Source organism: Streptococcus sp. 29892 (genome assembly GCF_032594935.1).
GTDB lineage: Bacteria > Bacillota > Bacilli > Lactobacillales > Streptococcaceae > Streptococcus > Streptococcus hyiners.
In genome coordinates, this window is record NZ_CP118734.1 from 19,731 (window position 1) to 33,025 (window position 13,295).

General features: G+C 43.9%; 10 protein-coding genes, 15 tRNA genes and 1 rRNA gene. All 26 read left to right on the forward strand.

Going from position 1 to position 13,295, the window contains the following annotated elements; translation table 11 throughout:
- Window positions 1-79 precede the first annotated feature (79 nt).
- The 26 genes from rrf (at window position 80) to PW220_RS00215 (ending at window position 13,294) form a co-directional block, all read left to right on the forward strand.
- Window positions 80-195, forward strand: a 5S ribosomal RNA gene (gene rrf, locus PW220_RS00090).
- Between the two features lie 5 nt (window positions 196-200).
- Window positions 201-273: transfer RNA gene (locus PW220_RS00095), tRNA-Val, on the forward strand.
- Between the two features lie 2 nt (window positions 274-275).
- A tRNA-Asp gene (locus tag PW220_RS00100) sits at window positions 276-348 on the forward strand.
- A 65-nt stretch (window positions 349-413) separates the two neighbouring features.
- Window positions 414-486 (forward strand) — tRNA-Lys (locus tag PW220_RS00105).
- 3 nt (window positions 487-489) lie between these two features.
- Window positions 490-571 (forward strand) — tRNA-Leu (locus tag PW220_RS00110).
- Between the two features lie 17 nt (window positions 572-588).
- A tRNA-Thr gene (locus PW220_RS00115) sits at window positions 589-661 on the forward strand.
- Window positions 662-673: 12 nt separating this feature from the next.
- Window positions 674-745 (forward strand) — tRNA-Gly (locus PW220_RS00120).
- 7 nt (window positions 746-752) lie between these two features.
- Window positions 753-836 (forward strand) — tRNA-Leu (locus tag PW220_RS00125).
- Between the two features lie 14 nt (window positions 837-850).
- Window positions 851-924 (forward strand) — tRNA-Arg (locus PW220_RS00130).
- Between the two features lie 47 nt (window positions 925-971).
- A tRNA-Pro gene (locus PW220_RS00135) sits at window positions 972-1,045 on the forward strand.
- Between the two features lie 9 nt (window positions 1,046-1,054).
- Window positions 1,055-1,128 (forward strand) — tRNA-Met (locus PW220_RS00140).
- 16 nt (window positions 1,129-1,144) lie between these two features.
- Window positions 1,145-1,218 (forward strand) — tRNA-Ile (locus PW220_RS00145).
- Between the two features lie 5 nt (window positions 1,219-1,223).
- Window positions 1,224-1,313, forward strand: a tRNA-Ser gene (locus PW220_RS00150).
- Window positions 1,314-1,384: 71 nt separating this feature from the next.
- Window positions 1,385-1,457, forward strand: a tRNA-Phe gene (locus tag PW220_RS00155).
- Between the two features lie 28 nt (window positions 1,458-1,485).
- Window positions 1,486-1,559 (forward strand) — tRNA-Ile (locus tag PW220_RS00160).
- A gap of 15 nt (window positions 1,560-1,574) precedes the next feature.
- A tRNA-Ser gene (locus PW220_RS00165) sits at window positions 1,575-1,662 on the forward strand.
- Window positions 1,663-1,719: 57 nt separating this feature from the next.
- Window positions 1,720-2,556, forward strand: coding sequence for a rod shape-determining protein MreC (gene mreC / locus PW220_RS00170; protein WP_105125544.1), 837 nt, complete (start codon window positions 1,720-1,722; stop codon window positions 2,554-2,556).
- A complete protein-coding gene (gene mreD, locus PW220_RS00175) occupies window positions 2,546-3,061 on the forward strand; it encodes a rod shape-determining protein MreD (protein WP_316716437.1) in 516 nt (171 codons plus the stop codon). The genes mreC and mreD overlap by 11 nt, the downstream gene beginning before the upstream one ends.
- 85 nt (window positions 3,062-3,146) lie before the next feature.
- Window positions 3,147-4,406, forward strand: coding sequence for a peptidoglycan hydrolase PcsB (gene pcsB / locus PW220_RS00180; RefSeq protein WP_248054829.1), 1,260 nt, complete (start codon window positions 3,147-3,149; stop codon window positions 4,404-4,406).
- Between the two features lie 100 nt (window positions 4,407-4,506).
- Entirely contained in the window at window positions 4,507-5,475 is a 969-nt protein-coding gene (locus PW220_RS00185) for a ribose-phosphate diphosphokinase (RefSeq protein ID WP_105125541.1), read from the forward strand.
- Between the two features lie 69 nt (window positions 5,476-5,544).
- Window positions 5,545-6,723 carry a pyridoxal phosphate-dependent aminotransferase gene (locus PW220_RS00190; RefSeq protein ID WP_248054831.1) on the forward strand — a complete coding sequence of 393 codons (1,179 nt, stop codon included), beginning with the start codon at window positions 5,545-5,547 and terminating at the stop codon, window positions 6,721-6,723.
- Entirely contained in the window at window positions 6,710-7,492 is a 783-nt protein-coding gene (recO, locus tag PW220_RS00195) for a DNA repair protein RecO (protein ID WP_248054833.1), read from the forward strand. The genes PW220_RS00190 and recO overlap by 14 nt, the downstream gene beginning before the upstream one ends.
- Entirely contained in the window at window positions 7,489-8,496 is a 1,008-nt protein-coding gene (plsX, locus tag PW220_RS00200) for a phosphate acyltransferase PlsX (protein WP_248054840.1), read from the forward strand. Before recO ends, plsX begins: the two co-directional genes overlap by 4 nt.
- Window positions 8,489-8,737 carry a phosphopantetheine-binding protein gene (locus PW220_RS00205; RefSeq protein ID WP_105144868.1) on the forward strand — a complete coding sequence of 83 codons (249 nt, stop codon included), beginning with the start codon at window positions 8,489-8,491 and terminating at the stop codon, window positions 8,735-8,737. Before plsX ends, PW220_RS00205 begins: the two co-directional genes overlap by 8 nt.
- Before the next feature lie 117 nt (window positions 8,738-8,854).
- The gene (gene purC, locus PW220_RS00210; protein ID WP_248054841.1) at window positions 8,855-9,562 is read left to right on the forward strand and encodes a phosphoribosylaminoimidazolesuccinocarboxamide synthase; all 708 of its coding nucleotides are present in this window, start codon (window positions 8,855-8,857) and stop codon (window positions 9,560-9,562) included.
- 12 nt (window positions 9,563-9,574) lie between these two features.
- Entirely contained in the window at window positions 9,575-13,294 is a 3,720-nt protein-coding gene (locus tag PW220_RS00215; protein WP_248054851.1) for a phosphoribosylformylglycinamidine synthase, read from the forward strand.
- Window position 13,295: the final 1 nt, after the last annotated feature.

Here is a 13,295-nt window from a genome sequence, read left to right on the forward strand (position 1 = left end):
CAACGAAGTCAATATTGACAAGCGTCCGGTTTCTTGTTAGAATATAGATATTCAATTTTGAGTTGACAAGACTCAGTAGTTAAGTGACGATAGCCTAGGAGATACACCTGTTCCCATGCCGAACACAGCAGTTAAGCCCTAGAACGCCTGAAGTAGTTGGGGGTTGCCCCCTGTGAGATACGGTAGTCGCTTAGCAAATAGGGAGTTTAGCTCAGCTGGGAGAGCATCTGCCTTACAAGCAGAGGGTCAGCGGTTCGATCCCGTTAACTCCCATAGGTCCCGTAGTGTAGCGGTTATCACGTCGCCCTGTCACGGCGAAGATCGCGGGTTCGATTCCCGTCGGGACCGTTCAAATAGTCTGGGAGACTATTTGAAGTTGGAAATAGAGCAAACAGAGTTTGCGTCATATTTACGACTCGTTAGCTCAGTTGGTAGAGCAATTGACTTTTAATCAATGGGTCGCTGGTTCGAGCCCAGCACGAGTCATATGCGGGTTTGGCGGAATTGGCAGACGCACCAGATTTAGGATCTGGCGCTTTCGGGCGTGGGGGTTCAAGTCCCTTAACCCGCATAAGGAAATACTAATAAGCCGGCTTAGCTCAGTTGGTAGAGCATCTGATTTGTAATCAGAGGGTCGCGTGTTCAAGTCATGTAGCCGGCATTTGAAGAGATTGCGAACGTAGTTCAGTGGTAGAACACCACCTTGCCAAGGTGGGGGTCGCGGGTTCGAATCCCGTCGTTCGCTTTGAGAGGCCGGGGTGGCGGAACTGGCAGACGCACAGGACTTAAAATCCTGCGATGGCAACATCGTACCGGTTCGATTCCGGTCCTCGGCATGGACTTTATAGAAGCACCCTTAGCTCAACTGGATAGAGTACCTGACTACGAATCAGGCGGTTAGAGGTTCGAATCCTCTAGGGTGCATGACTCGCTTAATGATGTCATTAGGGGAGCTTTATTTTTAATAACAGCGGGAAGTAGCTCAGCTTGGTAGAGTACTTGGTTTGGGACCAAGGTGTCGCAGGTTCGAATCCTGTCTTCCCGATTTATATTTGGCGGTGTAGCTCAGCTGGCTAGAGCGTCCGGTTCATACCCGGGAGGTCGGGGGTTCGATCCCCTTCGCCGCTATTTACTCTTGTTTGCTGGACCTTTAGCTCAGCTGGTTAGAGCTCTCGGCTCATAACCGAGCGGTCGTAGGTTCAAGTCCTACAAGGTCCATAATTGGAGGATTACCCAAGTCCGGCTGAAGGGAACGGTCTTGAAAACCGTCAGGCGTGTAAAAGCGTGCGTGGGTTCGAATCCCACATCCTCCTTTCACTACCGTGGGATGGAGTTTCTTTGACTTGTGGTCGTAGGTTCCAATTCAGGTCCACAATAATCTTATGGCTCGGTAGCTCAGTTGGTAGAGCAATGGATTGAAGCTCCATGTGTCGGCGGTTCGATTCCGTCTCGCGCCATTATTTACTTGTCCAAGTATATGTTCTTGGGCGCGTAGCTCAGATGGTTAGAGCGCACGCCTGATAAGCGTGAGGTCGGTGGTTCGATTCCACTCGTGCCCATTATATTGTATAAATGGAGAATTACTCAAGAGGCTGAAGAGGACGGTTTGCTAAATCGTTAGGTCGGGTAACTGGCGCAAGGGTTCGAATCCCTTATTCTCCGTAATGAACGAGATTATCATTTGATATTCTCGTTTTATTGTATCTTATTGGAGGAGCCATGAATAAATTTTCTAAATTGTTGATTGCAATTTCAGTTTTTCTGTTGTTGTCATTTTCATTATTGTTTTTAACTTTTTCAAAGGGAGCAGAGTTACCCTTTGTCAATTCTTCTATAAATTTACTCGTTAGACCAATTCAATCTTTTTTATCAGTTCCTACTAGGTTTTTCTCTGACCAACAGTCCTCTCTTTCGCATTTGTTTGCTACCTACGAAGAAAATAAGGAATTAAAGAAGTCTTTGCTCTCAGTACAAGATTTCGCAAATGAGAATGCTAGTTTAAAAGCTGAAAATGAGACATTGCGAAAGAGTTTAGAAATGGCTTCGTCTTTCCCAGAGAAAGGGTATATTGCAGGTTCAGTTTTGGTTAGAACACCTGCTTCATGGTCGGAGCAGGTGACCATAGATGTTGGTCAGAATATGGGGATTTCTGAAAATGCTCTGGTAGTTGCAAATGGTGGTTTAGTTGGTGTAGTTAGCTCCATTGAGGAGAACTCATCAGTGGTAAAATTGTTTACTAATGCTGATGATTTTACCAAACTTCCAGTAAAAATAAGCACCAATTCCAAGGATATATACGGGATTTTAGCTGGTTTTGATTTGGATTCAAATAGTTTTATTATCAATCAGTTAAATGCTACGGATGATATTGCGGTTGGTAGTAACGTTGTGACGAGTGATTTGGCTGGTGCGACACCTGCTAACGTTCAAATTGGAAAAGTTCGTTCGGTTAAGGCTAGCAGCAATAACTTAAATCGTGAACTATATGTAGAGCCTTCAGCTAGTTTTTCATCAATATATTCAGTATTAGTAGTGGGTCAATCAGATGCGCAATAGAGTTTTAGAATTTTTCATGTTTCCTGTTCTGTTTTTAGTTTTGTTGATTGATGGGCAGGTATCGACTCTTTTATCCAATATGTCAGCTGGCTTATTTGCTATATCTTGCCATATCTTATTTATGCTTGCTATTTTTTATGCAAACTATGTTTCTCTCTCTATTTCTCTTGTTGTTTTTACTTTATTAGGATTGATTTATGATATATCTTATCTTTCCTTAGTAGGAATTGCAACGACCACTTTTCCTCTTGTTATTTTTTGTATTTATTTCTATTTTAAAGGTGTTGGAAATAAGAGTTCAATCAATCTATTGATTTTGCTAGTTTCTATTTTTCAATTTGAATTTATTAGTTATTTATTTGCTAGAGTATTTCAGATGACAAATTTGTCTGTTTTCATCTTTGTTTTTAATAAATTACTACCGAGTTTATTATTTAATCTTATTTTGTTTTTACTTATCCAACCTGTCTTAGAACGGATTTTTGGAATTACGAATAAGACATAGAAATGTAATAATTGCGTAATATACTTACGCAATTTTTTTGTTAAAATGGTATAGTCAGAAAGTATAGAGGAGTTAGTATTAGTTTATGAAGAAAAAAATCTTAGCTACATTATTGTTAAGCACAGTCGTTCTTACAAGTTTGAATGATGTGGCTGTGATTGTTGCAAATGATATTGATAGTCAGATTGCAGCTAAAAACCAACAAATCAATGAACTTGCGGCTCAACAAGTAGATGCTCAACAACAGGTCGATGTTATCCAAGGACAAGTTGATGAAATTGTTGCTGAACAAGTAAAATTGACAGAAGAAAATACCCGTTTGGAAGCTGAATCACAGGCTTTGGCAGCAGATATTGAGCGTTTATCAGCTGATATCGTATCACGTGATGGTGCTTTGAAAGAACAAGCTCGTAGTGCGCAAACTGATGCTTCTGCTTCTAGTTATATCAATACAATTTTGGATTCAAAATCAATTGTTGATGCTGTATCACGTGTTAATGCAATGCGTGAGATTGTTGCGGCCAACAATCGTATGTTAGAACAACAAAAAACGGATAAAGAAGTTATTGTAGAAAAACAGAAAGCTAACCAAGAAGCTATCAATACTTTAGCAGCTAACCGTCAGAAATTGGAAGACGATGCACAGGTATTACAGGTTCGTCAGGCAGAATTACAAGTTGCTCAATTAAATCTTGCTGCTCAAAAAGCAACTGCTGAAGATGAGAAAAACTCTTTGCTTGAACAAAAGGCAGCTGCTGAAGAGGCAGCACGTCAGGCAGCGGCACGTCAGGCAGAATATGAAGCGCAACAACGTGCCTTAGCAGCACAACAGGCTGCATCGGTTGCAGCACCAGTCGCTGCAACAGCACCAGTAGAAGCGGCAGTAGCTGAATCTACTGCAACTGTAGCAGTTAGTGAACCTGTTGTTACACAAACTGTTTCTACTCCAGCTGTGTCATCTTCAACTGGTTCTGGTAATTCAGCAGCAGCGCGTAATGCGACTTTTGATGCTTCATCTTATCCAGTTGGTGAATGTACTTGGGGTGTTAAATCACAACTTTCATGGGTTGGTCCGTACTGGGGTGATGCGAAACATTGGTTGGCTTCAGCAGCAGCAGAAGGTTTCCGTACGGGTTCAACTCCACAGGTTGGAGCAATTGCAGTATGGACTGGTGGATACTATGGTCACGTTGCGGTTGTTACTGCAGTGGAATCTTCTACAAGTATCCAAGTTGTAGAATCTAACTATATGGGTCGTCGTTATATTGGCAACCACCGTGGTGGCTACTTCAATCCAACAACAACTTCAGAGGGTGCTGTTTATTATATTTATCCTCCATATTAAGAATTTTAATAGAGCGTAGTAGAACTACGTTCTATTTTTGTTTGAAAAATGAAAGAAAAAGCGTTAGAATAGTAAAGGTAGAAATAAAGAGGAGGCTGTCATGGCGTTTACTGACTTAAAATTGTTCGCTCTTTCGTCAAATCAGAAGTTAGCTGAACAGGTGTCGAAAAAAATAGGAATTCCTTTGGGGAAATCAAGTGTTCGTCAGTTTTCAGATGGTGAAATTCAAGTGAATATTGAAGAATCAATTCGTGGGACTCATGTCTTCATTCTTCAATCAACAAGTTCACCTGTTAATGATAATTTAATGGAAATTTTGATTATGGTAGATGCCTTGAAACGTGCATCTGCTGAATCAGTAAACGTAGTAATGCCTTATTATGGCTATGCACGTCAGGATCGGAAAGCTCGTGCTCGTGAGCCAATCACATCTAAATTAGTGGCAAATATGTTGCAGACTGCTGGTGTGAATCGTTTATTAACTATTGATCTTCATGCTGCTCAAATTCAAGGATTCTTTGATATTCCAGTGGATCATTTGATGGGGGCTCCGCTGATTGCTGATTATTTTGAACGTCGTGGTATGGTTGGTGAGGGATATGTGGTTGTTTCACCAGACCACGGTGGTGTAACTCGTGCACGTAAATTGGCCCAATTTCTGAAAACACCGATTGCGATTATTGATAAGCGTCGTAGTGTTGATAAGATGAATACATCTGAGGTTATGAATATTATCGGTGATATTAAGGGTAAGACTTGTATCTTGATTGATGATATGATTGATACTGCGGGGACTATTTGCCATGCGGCAGATGCTTTGGCTGAGGCTGGTGCGACAGCTGTCTATGCGTCTTGCACCCACCCTGTTTTATCTGGGCCAGCCATGGATAACATTAGCAAGTCTGCGATTGAGAAATTGGTTGTTTTGGACACTATCGAAATTCCTCAGGAGCGTTTGATTGATAAGATTGAGCACATTTCAACTGCGGATTTGTTAGCAGATGCTATCATTCGTATCCATGAAAAACGCCCACTTTCGCCTTTATTTGAAACAAAGATTGTTAAATAGCTGTTTGGGGAACCGAAAGGTTCTCCTTTTTTGGTATAATGTTCTTATATAATGATTAGGAGGTCTGTTATGGATTTACGTCACCGTTTTAATAAGAATTTGAACCGAATTGAGGTTTCTATGATTCGTCAGTTTGATCAGTCAATTTCAGATGTACCTGGAATTTTAAAATTAACCCTGGGAGAGCCTGACTTTACAACGCCAGACCATGTCAAAGAGGCAGCTAAGGCTGCTATCGATGCTAACTATAGCTATTATACTGGTATGGCAGGTCTTTTGGAGTTACGCCAAGCAGCGGCAGAATTTGTGGCTGAAAAATACAACTTGCACTACAATCCAGAAAATGAAATTCTCTCTACGATTGGTGCGACAGAGGCTTTATCAGCAAGTCTAGTTGCTATTTTGGAGCCTGGGGATACAGTTCTTTTACCTGCCCCTGCCTATCCTGGCTATGAGCCAATTGTCAATATGGTGGGAGCGGATGTAGTAGAAATTGATACAACAGCCAATGATTTCGTATTGACACCTGAGATGTTGGAAGAGGCCATTATTGCCCAGGGTGATAAGTTAAAAGCTGTCATTCTTAACTATCCTGCCAACCCAACGGGTGTGACCTATTCACGCGAGCAAATCCAGGCTTTTGCTGATATTATTCGTAAGTACCCTATTTTTGTCCTGTCGGATGAGGTCTATGCGGAGTTGACGTACACTGGTCAACCTCATACTTCGATTGCGGAGTTTTTACCAGAGCAGACTATTTTAATTCAGGGCTTGTCTAAGTCCCATGCCATGACAGGCTGGCGGATTGGCTTGATTATGAGTCAGGCTCCTATTGTCGCTCAAATCATCAAGAGCCATCAGTATCTGGTAACAGCAGCGTCTACAGCTATGCAGTATGGTGCGGTTGAAGCCTTGAAAAACGGTAAGGATGATGCTCTTCCGATGCGGGAGGAGTACGTCAAGCGTAGGGATTACATCATCGATAAGATGACAGACTTGGGCTTTGAGATTATTAAGCCAGACGGAGCCTTTTACATTTTTGCAAAAATCCCTGCGGGCTATAATCAAGATTCCTTTAGTTTCTTGCAGGACTTTGCGAGGAAGAAAGCGGTGGCCTTTATTCCAGGTGCGGCCTTTGGTCAATACGGGGAAGGCTATGTGCGGATTTCCTATGCAGCAAGTATGGAGAAAATTCAGACAGCTATGGCTCGTTTGAAGGACTATCTAGAAGAAAATGGAACGAATTGAAACTAGAGGCTTAGTCCTTTACAATCGCAACTTTCGGGAAGATGATAAGCTGGTCAAGATTTTTACGGAGAAGGCTGGCAAGCGGATGTTTTTCGTGAAACATGCTTCTAAGTCTAAGCTGGTTGCTGCTATCCAACCCTTGACCTATGCCGATTTTATCGTTAAAATCAATGATGATGGTCTGTCTTATATCGAAGATTTTCATCAGGTCCAGCCTTTTAAAGCCATCAACGGCGATATTTTTAAGCTCAGTTATGCGACCTATATTTTGGCTTTGGCAGATGCGTCCCTGCAGGACAAGGTCTATGACCCAGCTCTCTTTGCTTTTTTGGTCAAGACCTTGGACTTGATGGAAACGGGCTTGGACTATGAAATTTTGACAAATATTTTTGAAATTCAGATCTTGGGTCGATTTGGGATCAGTCTGAATTTTCACGAGTGTGCTTTTTGTCATCGGGTAGGTCAGCCTTTTGACTATTCCTACAAGTACAGCGGGGTCTTATGTCCGCAACACTATCAACAAGATGAGCGACGGGCTTATCTGGATCCCAATGTTCCTTATCTACTTGATCAATTTCAAGCCATTTCCTTTGATGAACTAGAAACCATTTCCATCAAGCCTGAGATGAAGCGAAAATTACGGCTTTTTATTGACCAGCTGTACGAGGAATATGTGGGGATTCACTTGAAATCCAAGAAATTTATAGATGATTTGTCTTCTTGGGGGCAGATTATGAAACCAAGAACAGAAAATGAGGAAACAGAATGAAACGTATTGCAGTAGATGCTATGGGTGGGGACCACGCCCCTCAGGCAGTGGTAGAAGGTGTCAATCAGGCCTTATCTACCTTTCCAGACATTGAAATTCAGCTTTATGGTGATGAGGCTAAAATCAAGCAGTATTTGACAGCGACAGAGCGTGTCAGAATCGTCCATACGACGGAGAAAATCAATTCAGATGATGAGCCTGTCAAGGCGATTCGTCGGAAGAAAGAGGCTTCTATGGTTTTAGCGACCAAGGCTGTCAAGGATGGTCAGGCAGATGCGGTCTTATCAGCTGGAAATACAGGGGCTCTTTTGGCGGCAGGCGTCTTTGTGGTTGGACGGATCAAACACATTGACCGTCCAGGTCTTATGTCAACTCTTCCTACTATGGATGGTAAGGGATTTGATATGATGGACCTGGGGGCAAATGCTGAAAATACAGCCCATCACCTCTATCAGTATGGTATCCTTGGCTCATTTTACGCGGAGCACGTGCGTGGTGTCAAACAACCTCGTGTGGGACTTTTGAACAACGGTACGGAAGATACCAAGGGCACGCCAGTTCACCAAGAAGCCTATAAACTCTTGGCGGAAGACAAGTCGATTAACTTTATCGGAAATGTGGAGGCGCGTGAGTTGCTCAACAGTGTGGCGGATGTGGTTGTGACGGATGGTTTCACGGGAAACGCTGTGCTGAAAACCATTGAGGGAACGGCAAAATCTATCGTCGGTCAGTTGACAGGCTCTATCAAAAATGGTGGTCTGCGTGCCAAATTGGGTGGTCTTTTGGTCAAGCCAACCTTGAAAAAAGCACTTGGGGCTATGGACTACAAGAAGGCTGGCGGTGCTGTCTTGCTTGGTTTGAAAGCTCCAGTTATCAAGGCTCACGGGTCCAGCGATGCCCAGTCGATTTTCTATACCATCAAGCAGACGCGTTCGATTTTGGAGGCTGGTATTGTTGAAAAATCAGTGGCGAAATTTTCAGTAGTGGAGGATAGTAATGACTAGAGAGCAGGTCTATCAGCGGGTTGTTGCCATTATCCAAGAGGAGAAGGGTGATGATTTTCAAGTACAAGCAGAATCTTCTTTAGCAGAGAATATAGCTGCGGATTCAGTGGAAATTATGGAATTCGTATTGACCTTGGAAGACGAGTTTGGTGTCGATGTTCCTGATGCGGCCATTGAGCGCTTTGAAACATTAGCAGATATTGTGGATTTTGTTTATGAAGAATTACAGAAACGTTCGTAGTTTACGGGCGTTTTTCTTTGTTTTTAGTTGAAAGACCGTAAAATTCTTGTATAGGCGAATGTTGTGTGTTAGAATAAACGAAAAGACTAGAATATTTTATGAAAGGCGAACATTTTAATGAAAACAGACCTTCTCTATTCAGGAAAAGCCAAAGATATCTACGCTACAGTTGATAGTGACCAGATTGTTGCAGTTTACAAGGACCAGGCAACGGCTTTTAATGGTGGCAAGAAAGAACAGATTGTGGGCAAGGGCCGACTGAATAATCTAATTTCTTCGCTTATTTTTGAAAAGTTGAATGCTGCAGGTGTTAAGACACATTTTATCAAGCGTTTGTCGGATACAGAGCAGTTGAATAGGAAAGTAGAAATTATTCCGCTGGAGGTTGTTTTGCGAAATGTGACCGCTGGTTCTTTCTCAAAACGTTTTGGAGTAGAAGAAGGAATTGCATTAGTTACTCCAATCGTGGAATTTTACTATAAAAAAGATGAGTTGGACGATCCTTTTATCAACGACGAACATATTGCTTTTCTTAATCTAGCTAGTTCAGAAGAAATTGCCTATATCAAGGAAGAAACAAGACGAATCAATGGGTTCTTGAAGGACTTGTTTGCTCAGCTTGGGTTGACTTTGGTGGATTTCAAGCTAGAATTTGGGATTGACTCGTCTGGTCAGATATTATTGGCGGATGAGTTTTCTCCGGATAATTGTCGTCTATGGGATGCGGATGGCAACCATCTGGACAAGGATGTTTTCCGTCGGGGGCTCGGGGAGTTGACCGATGTTTACGAGGTCGTATTGGCAAAGTTACAAGAAGTGAAGTAAGGATTGGAAAAAATGGCGAAGCGAATTTTTGTTGAGAAGAAGGCGGATTTTCAGATTAAGGCGGAGGCTCTTCGTAAGGAGTTGACCCATAATTTGCAGTTGACAAGCCTGTCAAGTTTGCGGTTAGTGCAGGTTTACGATGTTTTCAATCTTGAGGAGGACTTGTTAGAGCAGGCCATCAAGCACATCTTTACTGAGCAGGTGACGGACAAGGTCTTGTCGGAAGCGGAACTGGGCTTGGAAGACGCGGTTTATTTTGCTATTGAGGCTTTGCCTGGTCAGTTTGACCAGCGGGCTGCAAGCAGTCAGGAGGCCCTTCTCTTGTTGGGCAGTCGCCAGGAGGTGCGTGTCAATACAGGGCAACTTTACATCTTGAACGGTGATGTGCAGGAAGAAGAGTTGGCTGCTATCAAGAATTATTTGCTCAATCCTGTGGATTCGCGTTTCAAGGATTTGAATGCTCCTTTGGTGGCTCAGGAGTTTTCGGTGTCGGATGCTACTATTCCGACCCTAGACTTTTTTGCTAGCTACGGAGCGGATGATTTTGCAGCTTACAAGCGTGAGGCTGGCTTGGCTATGGAAGTGGAAGACTTGCTCTTCATTCAGGACTATTTCAAGTCAATCGGTCGTGTGCCAACTGAGACAGAACTCAAGGTCTTGGATACTTACTGGAGTGACCACTGCCGTCATACGACATTTGAAACGGAACTCAAGTCTATTGACTTTTCAGCTTCAAAATTCCACAAGCAATTGCAGGCGACTTATGACAAGTACCTGGCTATGCGAACTGAGTTGGGTCGGACAGACAAGCCACAGACATTGATGGATATGGCAACCATTTTTGGTCGCTATGAGAGAGCAAATGGTCGTCTGGATGACATGGAAGTGTCAGATGAAATCAATGCCTGCTCGGTGGAAATTGAAGTGGATGTGGATGGCGTAAAAGAGCCATGGCTCCTTATGTTCAAGAATGAAACCCATAACCACCCAACAGAAATCGAGCCTTTTGGTGGTGCCGCAACCTGTATTGGTGGTGCCATTCGCGATCCCTTGTCAGGTCGTTCTTATGTTTATCAGGCTTTGCGGATTTCAGGTGCGGGCGATATTACCCAGCCACTGACTGCTACTCGCCCAGGGAAATTGCCACAGCAAATCATTTCAAAAACAGCGGCACATGGCTATTCTTCTTATGGAAATCAAATCGGTCTTGCGACCACCTATGTGCGTGAGTATTTCCACCCAGGCTTTATCGCTAAACGGATGGAACTTGGTGCCGTGGTCGGTGCCGCTCCAAAGGAAAATGTGGTCCGTGAAAAACCAGTCGCAGGCGATGTAGTCATTCTACTCGGTGGCAAAACAGGCCGTGACGGTATCGGTGGAGCAACAGGCTCGTCCAAGGTGCAGACGGTTAAGTCTGTGGAAACGGCTGGTGCGGAAGTCCAAAAAGGAAATGCCATTGAAGAACGTAAAATCCAACGTTTGTTCCGAAATGGTGACGTTACACGCCTTATCAAAAAATCCAATGACTTCGGTGCAGGCGGTGTCTGCGTAGCTATTGGAGAACTGGCAGACGGTTTGGAAATTGACTTGGACAAGGTACCGCTCAAGTATGCAGGTCTGAATGGAACGGAAATTGCCATTTCTGAATCACAGGAGCGGATGAGTGTCGTTGTCCGTCCAGAAGACGTAGACGCCTTTATCGCAGCCTGCCGTCAGGAAAATATCCATGCGGTTGTTGTAGCCAAAGTCACTGAAAAACCAAATCTCGTTATGACTTGGAATGGTCAAACCATAGTCGATTTGGAACGTTCCTTCCTTGATACCAACGGTGTGCGCGTGGTAGTGGATGCTAAAGTGATTGACAGCACTGTCAATTTACCAGAAATGCGTAAAACATCTGCTGAAAGCCTACAAGAAGACTTGAAAGAACTTTTGTCAGACCTCAACCATACTAGCCAAAAAGGTTTGCAGACGATTTTTGACTCATCAGTTGGTCGCTCAACTGTCAACCACCCACTCGGAGGTCGTCACCAGCTGACACCGACCGAAAGTTCGGTGCAAAAGTTGCCTGTCCAGCACGGTGTGACGACGACGGCTTCTGTTATGGCCCAGGGCTACCATCCTTACCTAGCAGACTGGTCACCTTACCACGGAGCAGCCTATGCGGTCATTGAAGCGACTGCTCGCTTGGTGGCAACAGGTGCTAACTGGTCCAAGGCTCGCTTCTCTTATCAGGAGTATTTCCAGCGCATGGACAAGCAAGCAGAGCGTTTTGGTCAGCCAGTAGCAGCCTTGCTTGGCTCTATCGAGGCTCAGATCCAGCTTGGATTGCCGTCTATTGGTGGCAAGGATTCCATGTCTGGTACCTTTGAGGACTTGACTGTTCCGCCGACCCTGGTTGCCTTTGGCGTGACAACGGCAGACAGCCGTAAGGTCCTCTCGCCTGAGTTCAAGGCAGCTGGCGAGCACATTTATTACTTACCAGGTCAGATTTTGTCAGAAGACATTGATTTTGCCTTGATGAAGTCTAATTTTGAGACTTTTGAAAAATGGCAGAGCGATTATGTGTTTACGGCTGCTAGCGCAGTCAAGTATGGTGGTGTTCTAGAAAGTCTAGCCCTCATGTCCTTTGGTAACCAAATCGGTGCAGAAGTTGAGTTAGCGGAGCTTGAAATTAGTCTAACAGGTCAGCTAGGTGGCTTTGTCTTCACATCGAAAGAAGTCATTCCAGATGCGGTGAAAATCGGTCAAACGACAACGGACTTTACACTGGTTGTCAATGGTGGCAACCTTGCTGGACAGGACTTGCAAGCTGCCTTTGAAGGCAAACTAGAAGAAGTTTACCCAACAGAATTTGAACAGGCGACAGAGTTGCAGGATGTTCCAGCAGTCACAGGTTCAGCGGTTATTCAAGCCAAGGAAAGAGTTGAAGTACCTGTAGTTTACATTCCAGTCTTCCCAGGTACCAACTCAGAATACGACTCAGCCAAGGCCTTCGAACAGGCTGGTGCCAAGGTTAATCTGGTGCCATTTGTGACCTTAGATGCAGAGAGCATTGAAAACTCGGTTGACACCATGGTTGCCAACATTGCCAAGGCTAATATTCTATTCTTTGCAGGTGGATTCTCCGCTGCGGATGAGCCAGACGGGTCTGCTAAGTTTATCGTGACTATCTTACGAAACGCCAAGGTCCGCTCTGCTATTGACAAATTTATCGAAAAAGGTGGCCTCATCATCGGTATCTGTAATGGTTTCCAGGCCCTTGTCAAATCAGGCTTGCTGCCGTATGGTAACTTTGAGGAGGCTGGTGAAAACAGTCCGACACTTTTCTACAACGATGCCAACCAGCACGTTGCAAAAATGGTGGAAACGCGGATTGCCAATGTCAACTCACCGTGGTTGGCAGGTGTTCAGGTCGGTGATATTCATGCTATCCCAGTTTCTCACGGGGAAGGAAAATTTGTAGTGACGGACGAAGAATTCGCTGTCTTGCGGGATAATGGGCAGATTTTCAGCCAATACGTTGATTTTGCAGGTCAGCCAAGCATGGATTCTAAGTACAATCCAAATGGATCCAGCCATGCTATTGAAGGAATCACTAGCCGAAATGGTCAGATTATCGGGAAAATGGGACACTCGGAGCGTTACGAGGACGGTCTTTTCCAAAACATTCCAGGTAAGAAAGACCAAGGGCTCTTTGTTTCAGCGGTTCGCTATTTTACAGGAAAATAAA

Bases quoted from the DNA above. Each gene is read 5' to 3' on its own strand.
- mreC (WP_105125544.1), top strand. From the start codon at position 1,720: ATGAATAAATTTTCTAAATTGTTGATTGCAATTTCAGTTTTTCTGTTG.
- PW220_RS00190 (WP_248054831.1), top strand. From the start codon at position 5,545: ATGGATTTACGTCACCGTTTTAATAAGAATTTGAACCGAATTGAGGTT.
- mreD (WP_316716437.1), top strand. From the start codon at position 2,546: ATGCGCAATAGAGTTTTAGAATTTTTCATGTTTCCTGTTCTGTTTTTA.
- PW220_RS00215 (WP_248054851.1), top strand. From the start codon at position 9,575: ATGGCGAAGCGAATTTTTGTTGAGAAGAAGGCGGATTTTCAGATTAAG.
- plsX (WP_248054840.1), top strand. From the start codon at position 7,489: ATGAAACGTATTGCAGTAGATGCTATGGGTGGGGACCACGCCCCTCAG.
- purC (WP_248054841.1), top strand. From the start codon at position 8,855: ATGAAAACAGACCTTCTCTATTCAGGAAAAGCCAAAGATATCTACGCT.
- pcsB (WP_248054829.1), top strand. From the start codon at position 3,147: ATGAAGAAAAAAATCTTAGCTACATTATTGTTAAGCACAGTCGTTCTT.
- recO (WP_248054833.1), top strand. From the start codon at position 6,710: ATGGAACGAATTGAAACTAGAGGCTTAGTCCTTTACAATCGCAACTTT.
- PW220_RS00185 (WP_105125541.1), top strand. From the start codon at position 4,507: ATGGCGTTTACTGACTTAAAATTGTTCGCTCTTTCGTCAAATCAGAAG.
- PW220_RS00205 (WP_105144868.1), top strand. From the start codon at position 8,489: ATGACTAGAGAGCAGGTCTATCAGCGGGTTGTTGCCATTATCCAAGAG.